At 65.5% G+C, this 18,087-nt stretch carries 18 protein-coding genes, 1 pseudogene and 1 riboswitch; of the genes and pseudogenes, 4 read left to right on the top strand and 15 right to left on the bottom strand.

What is annotated here, in order from left to right:
* Positions 1–123: 123 nt before the first annotated feature.
* From P6U28_RS23065 to P6U28_RS23045, 5 genes are all read right to left on the bottom strand, one after another.
* Complete coding sequence (locus P6U28_RS23065; protein WP_407119965.1) at positions 124–750, bottom strand: thiamine phosphate synthase; 627 nt, start codon at positions 748–750, stop codon at positions 124–126.
* Positions 737–1,519, bottom strand: coding sequence for a thiazole synthase (locus tag P6U28_RS23060; protein ID WP_407119964.1), 783 nt, complete (start codon positions 1,517–1,519; stop codon positions 737–739). Before P6U28_RS23060 ends, P6U28_RS23065 begins: the two co-directional genes overlap by 14 nt.
* A gap of 175 nt (positions 1,520–1,694) precedes the next feature.
* On the bottom strand, positions 1,695–1,892 hold the full coding sequence (gene thiS, locus P6U28_RS23055) for a sulfur carrier protein ThiS (RefSeq protein WP_122401929.1): 198 nt from the start codon (positions 1,890–1,892) through the stop codon (positions 1,695–1,697).
* Positions 1,883–2,893: an FAD-dependent oxidoreductase gene (locus P6U28_RS23050; RefSeq protein ID WP_407119963.1), complete on the bottom strand. Its 1,011-nt coding sequence runs from the start codon at positions 2,891–2,893 to the stop codon at positions 1,883–1,885. Before P6U28_RS23050 ends, thiS begins: the two co-directional genes overlap by 10 nt.
* A riboswitch (TPP riboswitch) is annotated at positions 2,881–3,022 on the bottom strand. Its footprint overlaps the gene before it by 13 nt.
* 189 nt (positions 3,023–3,211) lie before the next feature.
* Positions 3,212–3,745, bottom strand: a complete 534-nt coding sequence (locus P6U28_RS23045; RefSeq protein WP_122401931.1) for a lytic transglycosylase domain-containing protein — start codon at positions 3,743–3,745, stop codon at positions 3,212–3,214.
* A gap of 230 nt (positions 3,746–3,975) precedes the next feature.
* On the opposite strand from P6U28_RS23045, the gene P6U28_RS23040 reads away from it, so the two are divergent.
* Positions 3,976–4,176, top strand: a complete 201-nt coding sequence (locus P6U28_RS23040; protein ID WP_122401932.1) for a hypothetical protein — start codon at positions 3,976–3,978, stop codon at positions 4,174–4,176.
* 464 nt (positions 4,177–4,640) lie between these two features.
* Positions 4,641–5,162, top strand: a complete 522-nt coding sequence (locus tag P6U28_RS23035) for a PRC-barrel domain-containing protein (RefSeq protein WP_122401933.1) — start codon at positions 4,641–4,643, stop codon at positions 5,160–5,162.
* 161 nt (positions 5,163–5,323) lie between these two features.
* Here the strand turns inward: P6U28_RS23035 and P6U28_RS23030 are convergent, their stop codons facing one another.
* From P6U28_RS23030 to P6U28_RS22995, 8 genes are all read right to left on the bottom strand, one after another.
* Positions 5,324–6,535 (bottom strand): ABC transporter substrate-binding protein, encoded by a 1,212-nt coding sequence (locus tag P6U28_RS23030; RefSeq protein ID WP_129145546.1) that lies wholly within the window; start codon positions 6,533–6,535, stop codon positions 5,324–5,326.
* A gap of 387 nt (positions 6,536–6,922) precedes the next feature.
* Positions 6,923–7,750 (bottom strand): ABC transporter permease, encoded by an 828-nt coding sequence (locus P6U28_RS23025; RefSeq protein ID WP_162500166.1) that lies wholly within the window; start codon positions 7,748–7,750, stop codon positions 6,923–6,925.
* A complete protein-coding gene (locus P6U28_RS23020; RefSeq protein ID WP_407119962.1) occupies positions 7,747–8,997 on the bottom strand; it encodes an ABC transporter permease in 1,251 nt (416 codons plus the stop codon). Before P6U28_RS23020 ends, P6U28_RS23025 begins: the two co-directional genes overlap by 4 nt.
* A 282-nt stretch (positions 8,998–9,279) precedes the next feature.
* A complete protein-coding gene (locus P6U28_RS23015; RefSeq protein WP_407119961.1) occupies positions 9,280–10,329 on the bottom strand; it encodes an ABC transporter substrate-binding protein in 1,050 nt (349 codons plus the stop codon).
* Between the two features lie 65 nt (positions 10,330–10,394).
* The gene (locus tag P6U28_RS23010) at positions 10,395–11,504 is read right to left on the bottom strand and encodes an ABC transporter ATP-binding protein (protein ID WP_122401937.1); all 1,110 of its coding nucleotides are present in this window, start codon (positions 11,502–11,504) and stop codon (positions 10,395–10,397) included.
* A gap of 332 nt (positions 11,505–11,836) precedes the next feature.
* The gene (locus tag P6U28_RS23005) at positions 11,837–13,408 is read right to left on the bottom strand and encodes a DUF4403 family protein (RefSeq protein ID WP_407119960.1); all 1,572 of its coding nucleotides are present in this window, start codon (positions 13,406–13,408) and stop codon (positions 11,837–11,839) included.
* Between the two features lie 141 nt (positions 13,409–13,549).
* Positions 13,550–14,188, bottom strand: a complete 639-nt coding sequence (locus tag P6U28_RS23000) for a DUF5074 domain-containing protein (protein ID WP_162500167.1) — start codon at positions 14,186–14,188, stop codon at positions 13,550–13,552.
* A gap of 30 nt (positions 14,189–14,218) precedes the next feature.
* Positions 14,219–15,439 (bottom strand): helix-turn-helix domain-containing protein, encoded by a 1,221-nt coding sequence (locus tag P6U28_RS22995; RefSeq protein ID WP_407119959.1) that lies wholly within the window; start codon positions 15,437–15,439, stop codon positions 14,219–14,221.
* Between the two features lie 150 nt (positions 15,440–15,589).
* On the opposite strand from P6U28_RS22995, the gene P6U28_RS22990 reads away from it, so the two are divergent.
* Together P6U28_RS22990 and P6U28_RS22985 are read left to right on the top strand one after the other, a co-directional pair.
* Entirely contained in the window at positions 15,590–16,384 is a 795-nt protein-coding gene (locus P6U28_RS22990) for a DUF899 domain-containing protein (RefSeq protein WP_407119958.1), read from the top strand.
* Positions 16,377–16,700, top strand: a complete 324-nt coding sequence (locus P6U28_RS22985) for a hypothetical protein (RefSeq protein WP_407119957.1) — start codon at positions 16,377–16,379, stop codon at positions 16,698–16,700. Before P6U28_RS22990 ends, P6U28_RS22985 begins: the two co-directional genes overlap by 8 nt.
* Before the next feature lie 136 nt (positions 16,701–16,836).
* On the opposite strand, the pseudogene P6U28_RS22980 reads toward P6U28_RS22985, so the two are convergent.
* Together P6U28_RS22980 and P6U28_RS22975 are read right to left on the bottom strand one after the other, a co-directional pair.
* A pseudogene (locus P6U28_RS22980) lies at positions 16,837–17,257 on the bottom strand (c-type cytochrome).
* A 112-nt stretch (positions 17,258–17,369) separates the two neighbouring features.
* On the bottom strand, positions 17,370–18,086 hold the full coding sequence (locus P6U28_RS22975; protein ID WP_407119956.1) for a L,D-transpeptidase: 717 nt from the start codon (positions 18,084–18,086) through the stop codon (positions 17,370–17,372).
* Position 18,087: the final 1 nt, after the last annotated feature.

The following is an 18,087-nucleotide window of genomic DNA, read 5'->3' as shown; positions in this document are numbered from 1 at the left end:
CGGCGGTGAATTCTTGCTCCGTCATTGCGAGGAGCTCTTGCGACGAAGCAATCCAGACTGTCTCCGCGGAGGGATTCTGGATTGCTTCGCTTCGCTCGCAATGACGAGCGGAGAGAGTTTCGGTCATGCCGCCTCCTTTGACAGGCCGAGCCACTGCCGCACGCGCGCATCGGGGTCGGCATTCTGGGTGACGTCGCTGACGACGGCGATGGAATCCGCCCCCGCCGCAAAGATCTCCGCGGCGTGCTCGAACTTGATGCCGCCGATCGCGACCAGCGGGATGGTGCCGATGCGCTTTTTCCATTCCGTGATCTTGGGAATGCCCTGCGGCTCGAAACGCATCGACTTCAAGGTGGTGAAGAAGATCGGGCCGAGCGCGACGTAGTCGGGTTTTGCCGCGAGCGCGGTCGCAAGCTCCTCGTCGTCATGGGTGGAGATGCCGAGATTGAGGCCCGCCTCGCGGATGGCCTTGAGGTCGGCCTCGGCGAGGTCCTCCTGGCCAAGATGCAAGTACTTCGCGCCGGCGACGATCGCGGCGCGCCAGTAGTCGTTCACCACCAGCTTGGCTTGCGTGCCCTCGGTGATCGCCAGCGCGTCGGTGACGATCTGCAGCGCGTCGGCGTCGTTCAGCTCCTTGGCGCGCAGCTGGATGGTGCCGACGCCGAGCTTGGTCAGGCGCTCGACCCATTTGAGGCTGTCGACGACGGGATAAAAGCGATCAGGATACGCGTGGCGATCAGGATACGGCATGCCAGAACGGGGTCCCAACGACGGGGGTGGAGGGGGAGGCGAAGTCGCGGGCGTTCATCAGCCCGGCCTCATAGGCGGTGCGGCCGGCATCGCAGCCGAGGCGGAAGGCATTCGCCATCGCGACGGGATCGGCGGCCTTGGCGATGGCGGTGTTGAGCAGCACGGCGTCATAGCCGAGCTCGAGCGCCTGCGCGGCGTGACTAGGCGCCCCTAAGCCGGCGTCGACCACCAGCGTGATGTCGGGCAGCCGCTCGCGCAACAGCTTCAGCGCATCGCGGTTGATGATGCCTTTCGCGCTGCCGATCGGCGCGGCCCAGGGCATCACCACCTTGCAGCCAGCGTCGACCAGGCGATTGGCGACCGAGAGGTCTTCGGTGCAATAGGGGAAGACTTCAAAACCGTCCTTGATCAGGAGGCCTGCTGCTTCGACCAGGCCGACGACATCGGGCTGCAGCGTGTCGTTGTCGGCGATGACCTCCAGCTTGATCCAGCTGGTGCCGAACAGCTCGCGGGCGAGCTTGGCCGTCGTCACCGCCTCGCGCACGGTGCGGCAGCCGGCGGTGTTCGGCAGCACGGTGACGTCGAGCTCGCGGATCAGCTTCCAGAACGCATCGCCGGTCTTGCCGCCGGCGGATTCGCGCCGCAGCGACACCGTGACGATGTTGGCGCCGGAGGCGCGGATCGCGCTTTGCATGATCGCCGGCGAGGGATAGAGCGCGCTGCCGATCAGGAGGCGGGAAGGGAAGGTCTTGCCGTAGAAGGTCACCATGTTGAAGGTGTCTCCTTGAATGACGGTGTCATCCCCGCGAAAGCGGGGGTCCAGTATTCCCGAGGCCGTGCCGCAATGCGGAGAAGCCGCGGCGTACTGGATCGCGCGGTCAAGCCGGGCGATGACAGCGGAGTGTTTGGTGCGCGCCGGGGCGACGAATGGACAGCCGCCATCCTCACCCTCCCTGCCGCGGCGTGATGATCTCGATCTCGTCGCCGGCCTTCAGCGCGGTCTCGGCCCAGCGGCTTTTCGGTACGACGTCGTAGTTGAGTGCGATGGCGAAATGGGTGCCTTCGTAGTCGAGCTCGGTGAGCAACGCGCCAACGCTGGCCGCGCTCACCTCGCGCTGCTCGCCGTTGACGATCACAAGCACTGCATCACCTCGTTGTCAATCTGGCCGCGATGGACATAGGCGAGCGTCAGCTCGGCGAGGGCCGGCGCGAGCAGGAAGCCGTGGCGGTAGAGCCCGTTGACGCTGATCCTGCTGTCGCGAATGCCGATGCGCGGCAGGTTGTCGGGAAAAGCAGGCCGAAGCCCTGAGCCGAATTCGACGATGCGCGCCTCGCCGAAGGCCGGATGCACCGTATAGGCCGCGCCCAAAAGCTCCAGCGCCGAGCGCACGCTGACGCCGGTGTCCTCCGCCTCGATCGAGGTCGCGCCCAGCATGAACAGGCCGTTCTCGCGCGGGATCACGTAGAGCGGCCAGCGCGGATGGATCAGCCGCACCGGGCGCGCCAGCTGCACCTCACGGGTCTCGATCAGGATCATCTCGCCCTTGACGCCGCGAAGCTCGCCCTGCTCGTCGCGCGCACTGATCCCGCGGCAGTCGATCACGATGCCGTCGAGGTCGTTTGCGCTGACGTCGCTGCAAAACTTGATGGTGCCGCCGGCGGCGCGGATGCGCTCGTGCAGCTTCGGCAGCACGCGCCGCGGCTCGACATGGCCCTCGGCGGGGAAGAACAGCGCGTCGCGGAAGCGGCCCTCCAGCGACGGCTCGAGCTCGGCGAGGCCCGCGGCATCGAGCCGGCGGTGATTCTCGGTCATGCGCGCAAAGCGCTCGAAATCGTTGCGCTCGCGCGGATGGGCGACCACGAGCGAGCCGTTGAAAGGCGTGTCGGGCAGCTCGCGCCGCCAGATGTCCAGGGAGCGAAGCCCCAATCGGCTGATGATGGGTTCTGCGACCTCGGCCTCGCAATAGGGCGCGAGCATGCCGCCGGCCCAATGGCTGGTCGAGTCCGTCATCGCCTCGTCACCGCGCTCGTGCAAGGTGACGGCGTGACCGGCCTGTGCGAACAGCAGGGCGTGCCAGGCGCCCGCAATGCCTGCGCCGATGATGGATACCGGTGAATCCGGCCGCTTGGTGGTCTGGTACATCCCTGTCCCTTCGCCGGCATGACCCGGATCAGGTTCAAAGGGTCACCGCGGTCTTGAGCAGCCGGTGTTGGCCGAATTGCCCATTTAGCGGTATCTCAGCTCCTCCTCGGAGCACCCCTCGGAACGGCGTCAATGTATGCCAGTGGGGCGGAGTGGTCAACGCGTGTTGGCACGGAACTGCAGTGCAGCCGTGCCCCGGACGCACGCGCCTTTTGCGGCCGTGGTGCGCTGCTGAGCGGGGGCCCATCTTCGTGGAGATGCTGGGTCCCGGCTCTGCGCAGCAACGCTACACGTTGCAGCGCGTCCGGGACACGGAAGTTACTTCGGCGCCTGCGCCCGCGCGTTACGGACGCCCTGTGCCAGCTTGCGATGCGGCGGCGTGCCGAACATCGGCTGCGGATTGCCGTTCGGCTCGAGCAAGGTCTCGCCCGCATTGGCGACCTGCATCGCCTCCTGGCGCTGGCGCTTTGCAGCGTAGTAATAGCCGCCCGCGAAATAACGCACGGCTCGGGCGTGGTCGCCGTTGGCGGCGCGATAGGCGCCGGCGAGGTACTTGACCGCATAAGTGAGGTTGGTGTTGGGATCGCGCAGGCCGGCGGCATCGCCGGTGTAGCCGACCCCGCGGGCGGTCGCGAGCTTGATCTGCATCAGCCCGATGGTGCCGCCACGGCCGACGAGGTGCGGCTGATAGCGGCTTTCGCGCATGATGACACGATGCACCAGCGCCTCCGGCACGCCGTTGGCGCGGGCATGGGCTGCAACCATCTCGGCGTATTCGGCTTCGCCGGCGAATGCAGCCTGCGGCATCATCAGCCCTGCCGCCGCAAGCACGGCAATACGCAAAATTTTCATCGAAATATTCCTCGGCAGAACGGACCTGCACCCTCGCGCGTTAGGCAGTGGGAACACGGCGATGATGTGGCGAAACGTCACCAGCGGCGATTTTCGCCGGCTCGTCGCTTTTACGACTTAAACCTGGGTTAAGCTTGGAGCTGGCGGCGCGCCCTTACGCGACAGCGGGTCTGTCCATTGGCGCATTCGCCCAAAATCGCTGATCCAAACCAGCACTCGGGAGGACGTCCATGACCCCAGCAGACATCGACGACATTCCCAGGCAGAACCCTTGTGCACAATGTGGCACACCGATCCCGTTCCCGGACTGGATCGAGCCGGGCGAGGGGCGCGTTTCCTATCTCTGGAAGTGCCAGGCCTGCGGCTACCGCTTCGAGGCGGTCGCGATCTTCGATGAGCACGCGATCGAGCATCCGCCGCTCGCCGCCTGAGGCTTTGCCACACATCGCGATCTCTTCACCTCTTCCATGGGGAGAGGTCGGCGCGTAGCGCCGGGTGGGGGGTGCGTTCTCTCGTGGGATCTGCACCCCTCACCCGATTTGCTACGCAAATCGACGTCTCCCCGCTTGGGAGAGGTGAAAAAAGAAGTGCCTAAGCCGCCAGCCGCGGCTCCCGACAGACCCGCAATTGCATGCGCACGATCAAGCCGTGCGGCTTGCGGTCGTGCAGCGACAGCTTCCAGGTCGGCGCGGTCCTCGCCGCGGTCATGCTTCACCCAGGGCGCATGATCAATCGGCGGGGAACCGTGCGTCGCAAAATGTTCCTGAGTGACGCAGGAACAAGTCTCGTGAATTCTCCGCTCGCGCATCGCGCAACGAAATTGCGGTGCGCACGGAACTGCGCGTGATCAGCGCTGTTCTCTCCACACAAGGTTTTCGTTGAAGGAGAGGACAACATGATGAAATCGATCGTTGCCGGCCTTGCCGGCACAGCACTGCTGGCGACCGCTGCGTTCGCGCAAGCGCCGACCGCGACCACCGACAAGGCGGCACCGGCGGCCACCGCCACGACGACGAGCGCGTCCGACCAGTGGCGCGTGTCGAAAATGTCGGGCGTGAAGGTCTATAACGAGGCCAACGAGAACATCGGCTCGATCAACGACCTCTTGATGGACAAGAGCGGTAACGTCAAGATGGCCGTGATCGGCGTCGGCGGATTCCTCGGCATGGGCGAGCACCTCGTTGCGGTGCCTTACGAGAAACTGAAGTTCGTCAACGAGCCCGTCGCCTACACCGGCACGGCCGCCACCAACCCGCCCGGCCGGCCGGCCTCGACCACGACGACCGGCGCAGCGACCGGAACCGACAAGACCGCGACGACCACGACGTCCGCGTCGAAGTGGTACCCCGACCACGCCGTGTTCAATGCGAGCAAGGACGAGCTGAAGAACATGCCCGAGTTCAAGTACTCGGAGTAATGGACTTCTAGTCGGCTGAACGAAGCGCGCCTGGTTTCCACCGGGCGCGCTGTCGTCTCTTCGTCATTGCGAGGAGTTCTTGCGACGAAGCAATCCAGACTGTCGCCGCGGAGGGATTCTGGATTGCTTCGCTTCGTTCGCAATGACGGAAGTTGCGGAGGCTAATGCGTCACCAGCGGGCAGCCGCCCTTGTCGAGCGGGCGGAAGGCCTCGTCGCCGGGCACGGTGGCGATCAGCTTGTAGAGGTCCCACTCGCCCTTGGATTCCTCGGGCTTCTTGACCTCGAACAAATACATGTCGTGGACCATGCGGCCGTCGATGCGGATCTTGCCGTTCTTCGCAAAGAAGTCGTTGACCGGTGTCGCGCGCATTTGCTCCATCACCTTCGGCGCCGCGTCGGTCTTGATCGCGTCGATCGCCTTCAAATAGTGCATCGTTGCCGAATAAAGGCCGGCCTGGATCATGGTCGGCATGTGCCCGACCTTCTCGTTGAAGCGCTTCGAGAACGCGCGCGTCTCCTCGTTCATGTCCCAGTAGAAGGCGTCGGTGACGATCAGGCCTTGCGTCGACTTGATGCCTAGCGAATGCGTGTCGGTGATCTCCTGCAAGAGCGCGATCATCTTCTGGCCGCCCTGGGTCAGACCGAATTCGGAAGCCTGCTTTAGGGCATTGGTGGTATCGCCGCCGGCATTCGCCAGCGCGACGACCTTGGCCTTGGAGGCCTGGGCCTGCAGCAGGAATGAGGAGAAGTCCGACGAGTTGAGCGGATGGCGGACGTCGCCGAGCACCTTGCCGCCACTCTCCTTGACCACGTTGGCGGCGTCGCGCTCCAGCGCCATGCCGAAGGCGTAGTCGGCGGTGACGAAGAACCAGGTGTCCTCGCCGCGCTTGACCATTGCCTTGCCGGCGACGTTCGACAGCGCATAGGTGTCGTAGGTCCAGTGCACGGTATTGGGTGAGCAGGCGGTGCCGGTGATGTCGGACGAGCCACCGCCGGAATTGATGTGGATCCTGTTCTTCTCGCGCGTCAACGCCGAGACCGGCAGCGCTACCGATGACGTCGGCACGTCGAAGATCGCGTCGACCTTGTCGTTGTCGTACCAGTTGCGGGCAATGTTGACGCCGACGTCGGGCTTGTTCTGGTGATCGGCAGCGACCACCTGCACCGGTTTGCCCGCGACCTTGGCGCCGTAATCGGCGACCGCCATTTCGACCGCGGCGAGCGAGCCCTTGCCGGTCGCGTCCGCATAGAGGCTCGACATGTCCGTGAGCACGCCGATCTTGACGACGTCGTCGGAGATCTGGGCGTGCGCGGCGCCGGAAGTCGCGGCGAGCGCGAGGCCGGCCGCGACGGCGGCGAATAGCTTTTGCATCGTGTTTCTCCCTGTGTGTTGTTGTTCGGACGTTGTTGCGGGGACCGTTGTAGCGGCAATCGGTCGCGGCAGCTAAGCGGCGCGCGTCATAGCGGAATGCAAAATCAGAAGGGGCGGGGTGTTCCCTTCGCCGCTCCCCCGCCTGCGGCAGGATAACCGCATATGGGAGAGAGCCCCCTGTGGCATCCTTCGAGACGCCCGCCGTTGGCGGGCCCTCAGGATGAGGACCGAGTGTGCGGCAGTCGTTTCAACAAGCACCGATGCCGCTTAGCCTCATCCTGAGGAGACCGCGGAGCGGTCGTCAAGGACGAGGCGCGCGCTTAGGTTGCGCAGAATGCCATGTGTGATTGCCATTCCGCGCGCGGGGAGAAGGAGGAGCGCCGCCTTTCAGCCGCCGCCCTTGAGCCGTTCGTTACGCCGGCGCAAGCCTTCCAGGGTGGCGAGGAGGATGACCGAGACCGTCGTCAAGATCACCGCCGCTGCCGTGATGGTCGGGCTGATGTTCTCGCGGATGCCGCTGAACATCTCGCGCGGCAGGGTGCGCTGCTCGGGACCTGCCATGAACAGCACGATCACCACCTCGTCGAAGCTGGTCGCGAAGGCGAACAGCGCGCCTGAAGCGAGGCCAGGCAGGATCAGCGGCAGGATCACGCGGCGGAACGCGTAGATTGGCGAAGCGCCGAGCGAGGCGGCGGCGCGGGACAGATTGGTGTCGAAGCTTTGCAGCGTCGCGCCGACCGTGATCACCACGAACGGCGTCGCCAGCGCGGTGTGGGCCAGGATCAGGCCGAGATAACTGCCGGTCAGTCCGATCGGCGCGAAGAAGAAATACAGGCCCACCGCGGTGATGACCCCGGGCACGACCACCGGCGACAGCACGAAAGCCAGCACGAGCGGCTTGAACCGGCTCTTCCACTGCGCCAGGCCCAGCGCGGCCAGCGTGCCAAGCACCATCGACAGCGCCGTCGAGGCGACGCCGATGATCATGCTGTTCTTCAACGAATGCATCCAGCGCGGCGAAGTGATGAAGTCGTCGTACCAACGCAAGGACAGGCCCGGCAACGGATAGGTCAGGTACGAGCCCGAGCTGAAGGACAGCGGCATGATCGCAAGGATGGGCGCGATCAGGAAGATGAACACCAGCGTCGAGACGACGATGGTCGCGGTCCACGCGATGCGCTGGCTGGGCGTGCGGAGGGAGGAATTGTCGCTCAATTCTTCATGCCTCCCGTGACCTGCTGTCCCTGCACCAGCTTGCCGTAGACGAGAGCGAGCAGAACGGTGGCCAAGAGCAGCACCGCCCCCAATGCCGAAGCAAGGCCCCAATTGGCCGTCTCGGTGGTGTAGAGTGCGATGAAGTAGCTGATCATCTGGTCTGCGGCGCCGCCGACCAGGGCCGGCGTGATGTAATAGCCGAGCGCGAGGATGAAGACGAGCAGACTTCCCGCGCCGATGCCGGGCAAGGTCTGAGGCAGGTAAATCCGCAGAAAGGCGGTGAGGGGAGGCGCGCCGAGCGAGGCGGCGGCACGCATGTATGCAGGCGAGATCGCCTTCATGCTGCTGTACAGCGGCAGGATCATGAACGGCAGGAGAACGTGGGTCATGGCCACGCAGACGCCGAAGCGATTGTAGATCAGGCGCAACGGTTCGTCGATGATGCCAAGCCAGTGCAGGCTGTCGTTCACGATTCCCTTGCTCTGCAACAGCACGATCCAGGCGCAGGTGCGGACCAGCAGAGACGTCCAGAACGGCAGCAGGACGAAGATCATCAAGAGGTTCGACCGGACCGGCGGCAGCGTCGCCAGCAAGTAGGCGACCGGGAAGCCGAGGATCAGGCAGAGTGCCGTGACACCGAGGCTGATGAGGAAGGTGCGGGCGAAAACCTCGCGGTAGATGGCCTGATCCTTCGGGGCTGCGACGATCGCGCCGTCCGCGTTCCGCGTCAGGTCGAGCGCGGCGAGAAGGTAGAATCCGGTGATGGGACCACCGGCGTCCTTGATCGTCGCCCAGGTGGCGCGTTCGCGCCAGGCCGGGTTGATCTTGCCCAACGTTTCCTTGGCCGTGCCCGGCTCCGGAGCCGCCTTCAGATTGCGCGCCGTGCTGGTCAGGATCGTGCGGAAGCCGTTGAGTGCGTAGTTCAGCCGCTTGGCCGCGATGGCGATGCTGCCGGCGGCACGCGCCGCCATGATGTCGCTTGCCAGCGCGGCATAGGCCTTTTCGTTGGGGAGGTCCTTGCCGTCCCAGTCCGCGAGAACAGCTATGGTTTGCGGCAGAACCTGGCGCACCTCGCGGTCATCGACCGCGCGCCAGAGCATGCCGGCGATGGGGCCGGCGAAGGTGAAGAGCAGGAAGACAAGAAGCGGCAGGACCAGCGCCAATGCCTTGACTTGGCGTGCCCGCTCCGCTCGCCTCAACTGGCGCTTGAGCGGCACTTCGGTCTCGGTCAGGGACGCCGCTGTCATGGCGCGAACCTCTTTGACCGGACGTCCCTCGCCATTTCCGGGCGGGCAATCGCATATGGCATTTCGGGCCGGTCTGAGCGCGCGCCTCGTCCTTCGAGACGACCGCTTCGCGGCCTCCTCAGGATGAGGCTCCTCGACATCGGTGTCTGTAAAGTCGCTGCCACAGACTCAGACCTCATCCTGAGGGCCCGCCATGGGCGGGCGTCTCGAAGGATGCACCGCGGGCGAGCTATCCGCCACGTTTTTCCCTCCGCCTGCGCCGCACGCCGGTGCTGTCGGGACCTACTTCGCTGCCCATTTGTTGAAGCGCTCGGTCAGGCGGTCGATGTTCTCGAGCCAGAAGCCAACGTTGATCTCGACCGCGTTCTTGATGTTGTCAGGCGCTGTCGGCAGGTCCTTCAGGACGGCGGGCGCGAGCCGGCTGGCGGCATCCTTGTTCGAAGTTCCATAGGCGATGTTCTCCGAGAGCTTGGACTGGTTCTCCGCCTTGCCGACGAAGTCCAGGAATTTGTAGGCCGCGTCCTTGTTCGGGCTGCCCTTCAGGATCACCCAGCTGTCGAGGGTGAACAGCGCGCCGTCCCACACCATGCCGAAGTTCTTCTTCTCGTTCTTGTTCGCGGTGTCGATGCGGCCATTATAGACCGAGGTCATCGCCACCTCCCCGGAGGCGAGCAATTGCGGCGGCTGGGCGCCGGCCTTCCACCACACGATGTCGCCCTTGATGGTATCCAGCTTCTTGAAGGCGCGATCGACGCCTTCGTCGGTCGCCAGCACCTTGTAGACGTCCTTTGGTGCGACGCCGTCGGCCATGAGGGCGATCTCCAGCGTGGTCTTCGGGCCCTGGCGCAAGGCGCGCTTGCCGGGAATCTTCTTGGTATCGAAGAAGTCGGCCCAGCCTTGGGGTGCCTCCTTCAGCTTGTCCTTGTCGTAGCCGAGAACGAAATCGTAGAGGATGGCGCCGACGCCGCAAGGATTGACCGCCGGCGGGATGTAGGCGGCCTCGCCGCCGATCTTGGAATAGTCCAGCTTCTCGAACAGGCCTTCCTCGCAGCCGACTGCGAGCTCGTCGCTTTCGACCTGGACGACATCCCAGGTGGCGGCACCACCCTGCACCTTGGCGCGCAATACGCCGACGCCGCCGTCCCAGGCCTCGTCGTTCATCGCAACGCCTGTTACCTTCTTGAACGGCTCGAAATAGACTTTCTTCTGAGCATCCTGATACGCGCCGCCCCACGATACGACGGTGAGGTCGCGCGCTTGCGCAACTGTCGCCAGCGCAGCACTGGCGCTCAGTGCCGCGGCGAACCCCAGAGCGATCTTGCGATTCAGCATGGTCTTCGTTCCTTCTTGTGTGAGTTGCGTCGAGATTGATTGTTTCATGTCCGCTTTGCGTTGGATCAGACGGGGTCGAGAGCCAGGCAATCCTCGGGGCGGAAGGTGATGAAGACGCTTTCCCCTTGTGTGAGGCTGTGATGCGCTCCCGGTTGAAGCTTGACCATGAACTCGCCGTTGCCGGCAACCTCGAGTACGGCCAGCGCGTGGTCGCCGAGATAGATCGTGTTCTGGACTTTTGCCGGCAGGCGATTGACCCCGTCGCTGGTGCTGCCGTCCGGGACGATGGCGATCCGCTCCGGCCGCACTGACAGCGAGGTCGACGCACCCGCGCCTGAGATGTTGACAGCCCGCGCGGTCACGGCGCCGCCTCCGGCCAGCACAACCCGGCAAAACTCCTTGTCGATCGTCTCGACGGTGCCGGCCAGCACATTGTTCTCGCCGATGAAGTGAGCGACGAAGCTGTTCACCGGATGCTCATACAGCGCGTCGGGCCTGTCGATCTGCTGCACGATGCCGTCGTTGAACACGGCGATGCGATCCGACATCGTGAGCGCTTCACTCTGATCGTGGGTGACGTAGACGATGGTGATGCCCATCGTCTCGTGCAGCTGCTTGATCTCCAGCTGCATCTGCTCCCGCAGGCGCTTGTCCAGGGCGCCGAGCGGCTCGTCCATCAGCACGAGCTGCGGATTGAAGACCAGCGCGCGGGCCAGCGCCACGCGCTGTTGCTGGCCGCCGGACAACTGCCCGGGCCGCCGCTGCGCCAGGCTTTCCATCTTGATCATGCGCAGCGCCGCGCTGACGCGCTCCTGCACGTCCGCCTTGCTCGTGTTGCGAACGGATAGTGGAAAGGCGATGTTCTCCGCGATGGTCAGGTGCGGAAACAGGGCGTAGTTCTGGAACACCATGCCGATGTCGCGCTTGTGCGGCGGCACGTTCTTGATCGGGCGGTCCGCGAGGTAGATCTCGCCATGGGTCGGCACCTCGAAGCCGGCCAGCATCATCAGCGTGGTGGTCTTGCCCGAGCCCGACGGGCCGAGCAGGGTGATGAACTCGCCCTTCCTGATGTCGAGATCGAGGTTCTTCACCACGAGATGCTCGCCATCATAGGTCTTCTGAATGCCGGAAAAGCGCACCAGCGCCGGCGCGGGTGTGACCATGCCGGCTTCCATGTTGTCCTCGCGTTGTCCCCTACCGTGCCGTGCGAGATTAGCATCCTCCAGCGAGAATGCCAGCGGCGCAAGCGACGAAGAGGCGTGCGAGGCCTGGTGAGTGGGCAAGGCATCGCATGCGACTCGTCGCGGAGGCCTGCGCGCACGCCTCGTCCTTCGAGACGGCGCTTACGCGCCTCCTCGGGATGAGGCAAATCGGCGGCAGGGCTCGTTGAGACTGCAGCCGCGCACTCCGTCCTCATCCTGAGGAGCCCGCCTAAAGCGGGCGTCTCGTAGGATGGCAGCAGGGAGAAGCTCTCAAATGCGATAGCCTCGCGGTGAGTGGGGGCGCGCTACATTCCGGGCAGCTTCGTCACATACACATTCAGCGAGCCGCCGGCTTCCGCGACCACGCGCAGGGTCTTGGAATCGAACGCGATGTCGGCGAGAGTGAGGCTTTCGATCCTGGCCTCGACCTTGAGGCCGTCCTCGCTCTTCTGGTAGTCGGCGATGGCGGCCGCGATCTTCTCGCGCGCGTTGGCGGCGATCGGCTTCAGGTCGAGGGTTGCCTTCTGGAGCAGCGCCTGCTGCATCTGCGGCACCACCGCGCGCGCGGCGGCGCCCAGAAGGCCGAAGGCGGCCTCGGACTCCACCGCGAGCTGGATGTCGGCGAGGCGCAGCGTCTGCCGCGCCTGGTCGAGCACCGGCCGGCCCCAGATGTGCACCGTCGCCTCGGCACCGAAGCCGAACCAGCTCTTCTTCTCCTTGGCGCGCACCAAGAGCGAGATCAGCAGCCGGTCACCCGAGGGGATGACGTTGGCGCTCTTGACGGTGACGTCGACCGGGCCGGAGCCGTCCTCGGGATAGGTGTGGCCGACCATCTGCGCTGCGATCAGCTTGTTGATCTCGGTGAAGGGCACGTCGATCGGCACGCCGATGTTCACGCCGGTGCCGGTCGGCGGCACGATCGAGATCTTGTCGGGGAACGGACACTCCGGCTTGGTCTGCGTCGAGGTGACGCGCGTCTCGGCCTCGAGGCCGAGCAGCAGCGTCACGGCTTGCGCATCGACGCGCGGCTGCGCCGCGATCGCCCGCACCGGCTTCATCTCGAGCCAGAGCGGCGGCAGCGCGGCCGATGAACCCGAGCCTTGCAGCGGGATCGAGCGGCAGGCCTTGACCCATTGCGCCTTCGCGTTCTCGCGCAGCGATGGATCGTTGCGGATGCGCTCGGAGACGGCGTTGATCTGCTCGCCGACATTCTTGTCGATCAGCGGCTTCACCTGCGCCGGCACGTTGACCTTCGCGCCGGCGACGTTGAGGTTGGTGTCGCCGAGATTGACCTGGGCTCCGAGATTGGGCTCGAGATGCCAGGCAGCGGCGAGCTTCGGGCGCGAGGTGACGACGACGTTGCCCTTGATCTCGGCGCTGGCGTTCAGGTTCTTGATGTTGACCGCGCCGATCCGCTTCGCTGCGTCACCGCCGAGTACGCTGCCGAGTGCGTCGCCAAGCGCGCCTGTGGCTTTCGACGACAGCGAGCCCGTCACGTTGAGCTTTCCGGTGAGCGGCGTCGAGATCGTCAGCACGTCCTTGTCGCCGCTCGCTGCCATCGGCCCGCGCGCGGCGGACCAGCCGATATCGGCGTTCTCCAGGATCTGCGAGATCGGGTTGTCGGCCTTACCGGCGAAATTGCGCGGCGCGGCCTTCTCGGCCTGCTCGCGGATCGCAGATATCGCGATGGCGACCGGCGCGACGACGATGGAGCTCTTCGAGGCGGGCGGCAGCGGCGGCAGTTGCGCGACGACCGGCGGCGCCGAATTCGTCGCGCGCGGCGACAGGACGTCCATCACCTTCAGGCTGATGAAGAACGATCCCGCGAGCACTGCGACGCCGATCAGGATGGTCTTCAAATTCAACGTGAGTCGCATCGATCCCCCAAGCCGCCCCGGCGGAGATTTTACAGGGCGGGCGAGGAGGGCGCTAGAGCGCACCGGTTGGGTGGAATTGGGGCGAACAGGTTAACGGCTGCGAACGCGCCGTCGCCGCGCTTCAAGTCATCACGACGGGGGCTAGCTGCGCCGAGGACGGCGGACCGCTCTCACGTTGCCGCTACCACCGCCGCCGCAGAAGAAGCGATCGCCGCCATCTGACTCCAACCCTGACACGATTGCCCCGGCGGGCAGGTCGAGTTGCTCGATCACTTTGCCCGTTTCAGGGTCGATCCGCCGCAAATCGCTCTCCTCGCCCTCCCAGGTGCCATGCCAGAGCTCGCCGTCGACCCAGGTCACGCCGGTGACGAAGCGCTTGCTCTCTATGGTGCGGAGAACCTTTCCCGTTTCGGGATCGACCTGATGGATCTTGCGCTCACGATATTGTCCGACCCAAAGCGACCCTTCGGCCCAGGCCAGGCCGGAATCGCCGCCGCCGCCGGGCGCCGGGATGGTGCCGAGCACCTTGCCCGAGGCCGCATCGATCTTCTGGATGCGATCTTCGGCGATCTGGAACAGGTGCCGGCCGTCGAACGCCGTTCCCGCATGCGCCGCGACGTCGATGGAGCGCACGATTTTGCCGCTGGCCGGATCGACAGCGTTCAACTTGTCGCCGGATGCGAACCAGACACGCTTGCCGTCATAGGTCACGCCGTGCACGGCCTCGACACCCGGAAACGGTCCATACTCCGTGACGATCTCGGCGGCTGAACGTTTCATGTGCTCGATCCCTGTGAACTGGTGCACACCTTATGTCTTCAGGAGGGGCGTGGGGAGTAACAAGCCTGTCGGGAAACCCGGAACGGGAGGCGTCATCCAGCGGCGCCCGCGTCCGTGTCCGAAGGACTGCACCTTGCCCGAGCGCGCCAGCTCCTCGAGGGCGCGCTGCACGGTGCGCGGACTGATCCCAAGCGCAAGTGCGAGCGCCGAGCTCGACCATGGCTCGCCGTCGGCGAGAAAAGCGAGGACAGCGGCGTGCTTCTCCTCATTGGGCCGCGCCAGCACGAGGACGTCGCGAATCTTCCGCGGCGCCAGCACAAAGCCCTGCTTGGTCGCGCTGACATCGGCCAAAGGCCTGAGCTGGGTGCGGAGCCGTCCGATCTCGACGCGCAATCGCGCGCGGTGCGACTCGTCCGCGTGCTTGGCTTGAAACGCGCCTGATATCAACGTCTCTCGCGAGACATCCGCCGGCCATGCCTGCGCCAGCAGACGAGCGAGCGCGAACAGCACGGGGCGCGTTCCCAGCGACACCACGACGCCTTGCCTGCGCACCACATGATGGAAGGTGTCCACGACGAGCGCCGTCGAGGTCGCCAGTCGTTCGATTTCTCCAAGCAACAACGGGTGTTCGCTGCCGCGCGCGATCAGGCGCGCTGCCGGCGTGTCGAGTATGATGTTCGCGCTCTCGACCTCGGCCACGAGCGCCGGGATTCTCGCAAGGCGCGCCGCGTGAGCCGCGCGGCTGAGGGCCGCGCGTGCCTCTTTCGTCCTGAGCCGCCTGATTGCGATGCCGCCGACCACGAGCTCGCGGACGACCTGGGAGGCAGGCGGGAGCGGCGCAGGGCGGACTTCGGCCAGCGTGCGCTCGGCCTCATCAAGGCGCCCGACCAGAAGCAAGCGACGCGCCTCGACATGGCCTGCATGGGCGGCATTGACGAGATCGCCGTGGTTTTCGAGCGTCGCGCGCGCCGCCGCGAGCGTCTTCACCGGCCAGCTCAGATCGCGCGAGACCAGCGCGATCTCGGCTTCGGCGACGATGCACCTCGCGCGTGCCACGGCCTCGCGCGGACCGAAGGCGCGCGCGGCAGTGCGCAGCAGCGACTTGGCTTTGGCGAACTCGCCGAGCTGTGCCATCGCGATGCCGCGCAACGCCAGCGACGGCGCATCGTTGCGCAGCGCAACGCGGTTCAGGGCACCGAGCGGATCGCCGGCTTCGAGCGCGCGCGCGGCGGCGGTGATCAGCGACTCCATGTCAATCCCGCCACACTTGTTACTCCCACCGCCCAGCCGCTTGGTGCCAGACATCGCTGACGGCCGACAATGTGCGGCGAGGGACGATCGGTTCCGCGACACGCGGGAAGGTCGCCCGGACGAGACGTCAGGCAAGGAGTTTGGAGAACCATGATGACTTCAGCAGACAAAGCAGGGACGAACGGACAGACCGCCATGCAGACCCCACCGGTGGTGTCGCCGCAGGATTGGGAGGCCGCCCGCCAGCAACTGCTCGTGAAGGAAAAGGCGCATACCCGTGCCCGCGACGCCCTGGCCGCCGAGCGCCGGCGCATGCCGTGGATGGAAGTCAGCAAAACCTATGCGTTCGAGGGCCCCGGCGGCAAGCTCAGTCTGCTCGACCTGTTCCAGGGCCGGCGGCAGCTGATCGTCTACCGCGCCTTCTTCGAGCCAGGCGTGTTCGGCTGGCCCGATCACGCCTGCCGTGGCTGCTCCATGGTCGCGGACCAGGTCGCCCATGTCGCCCACCTCAACGCACGCGACACCACGCTCGTGTTCGCCTCGCGCGCGCCGCAGGCCGACATCATCAGGCTGAAGAAGCGGATGGGCTGGATCATGCCATGGGTCACCATCACCGACAGTTTCGACGCCGATTTCGGCGTCGGCGAATGGCATGGCACCAACGTGTTCTACCGCGACGGAACGCGCATCTTCCGCACCTATTTCGTCAAGAGCCGCGGCGACGAGCAGATGGGCGGCACCTGGAACTATCTCGACATCACCCCGCTCGGCCGCCAGGAGGTGTGGGAGGATTCGCCGGCAGGCTATCCGCAGACGCCGACCTACAAATGGTGGAACTGGCACGACAGCTACACGGAAGGCGCGGCGCCCGATCAGAAGTGGGTCGAGATCTCGGACGCCGGCGAGAAGGCGTTTCGCAAGGAGGCCGCGGAAGGTCGTGACTAGTCCGCTGAGCCCAACCGCGCCCGCCCGTCGCGATGGCATGGTGGCCGCGCGCCACCTCGCCAGATGGCTTGGCCTTGCGGCCACGCCGACCTTCGCGGTCATGGCGCTGCTGACGGTCGTGCTCGGCGACGGAGCGGCAAACATGCTGTGCGGCGCCGGGCAGGGGTCGCTGCTCGGCGGGATGGTGCCGATGTATCTCTTGATGAGCGCGTTTCATTCGGCGGCGTGGCTGAGGTTGATCTCGAACCGGTCGACTTCCGCCGGTGTGAACGCCTCGTCCTTCGAGAGGCGCGCAAGGGCGCGCTCCTCAGGATGAGGCTGACTGGCCGCGGCCCGGCGGCGAAAATGCAGCCGCAAACTCAACCCTCATCCTGAGGGTCCGCCGCCGGCGGGCGTCTCGAAGGATGCGCCGCGATTTTCGATGCAAGCCTCAACACGCGGCGCCTGCGCCGCTATTGCGCTCCCGCCGCCCGCAGATACGCAACGATCTTGCCCGCTTCATCCACCGAGATGCCGCCATAGGGCTGCATCTTTGTTGCCGGAGACGACCTCGTCCGGCTTGACCATGAAGCGGGTCAGCTTGTCCTGATCCCAGACGAATCCGGCTTCCTTCATCGAGGAGGAGTAATTGTAGTCCGGCAGCGAGCCGGCCTTGCGTCCGACGATCTTGTTGAGGTTGGGACCGAGGCGATTGTCGCCCTCCTTCACGGAGTGGCAGGTGCGGCAGGAATTGTTGAAGGCCTGCTGGCCGCTGTCATCGCTCGCCGGCTGCTGCGCCAGCGAGGAGGGTGCCGACAGGAGCAGCGTCAATGCGCCCGCGCCTGCAATCGAGCGCAGCCGCGTGCCTGACGATGGTTGCTGGCGTGATTGCATATGCGCCTCCGTCGGAGACCGCACCGCAGCGAGCGCGCGTCGGGATCTCGAGGGCAAACGAAAACGGCCCCGGTGGGTTCCGGGGCCGTTTGCGTCACAATGTCCGGTCGCTTTAGCGCGTCGCGGTGCCGAGATCCGCGCGCCGCTCGGTCATCGGCAGCACGATCACCTTGGTGCCCACGTTGACGCGGGAATAGAGGTCGGTGACGTCGTCGTTGGTCATGCGGATGCAGCCGGAGGAGACGTGCTTGCCGATGGTCTCGGGCGCGTTGGTGCCGTGGATGCGGTAGATGGTGCTGCCGAGATACATGGCGCGCGCGCCGAGCGGATTGCCGGGGCCGCCGGCCGTGTGACGCGGCAGATAGGGCTGGCGGGCGATCATCTCCGGCGGCGGGGTCCAATCCGGCCACTCGGCCTTCTTGCTCACCGACTGGATGCCGGACCAGATGAAGCCGTCGCGGCCGACACCGATGCCGTAGCGCAGCGCCTGGCCGTTACCGAGCACGTAATAGAGATAGGTGTTGGGCGTATCGATGATGATCGTGCCCGGCGCCTCGCGCGTCGCGTAGGAAACCGTCTGGCGGCGGAAGCGGGCCGGCATCTCGACGGTGTCCTGATCCTCGGACGGCGCGGCCTGGTAAGGCGCTGCCTGATAGGGCTGATAAGGCTGGATCGGCTGCGGCGCGGCCATTGGCGGCAGCGGCTGGAAGAAGGGGAAGAGCTGCACCGGCGCGGCCTTGGCTGCACCAGCGAATGCGATTGCGGAGACCGCGACTGCGCCGAATGCAACGGCGCGCGAAAACGTCTTGAACGTGTCCAGATTGAACATG

The organism is Bradyrhizobium sp. STM 3561, from assembly GCF_045571455.1.
Classification (GTDB): domain Bacteria; phylum Pseudomonadota; class Alphaproteobacteria; order Rhizobiales; family Xanthobacteraceae; genus Bradyrhizobium; species Bradyrhizobium vignae.
This window is presented reverse-complemented; position numbering and strand designations above follow the sequence as displayed.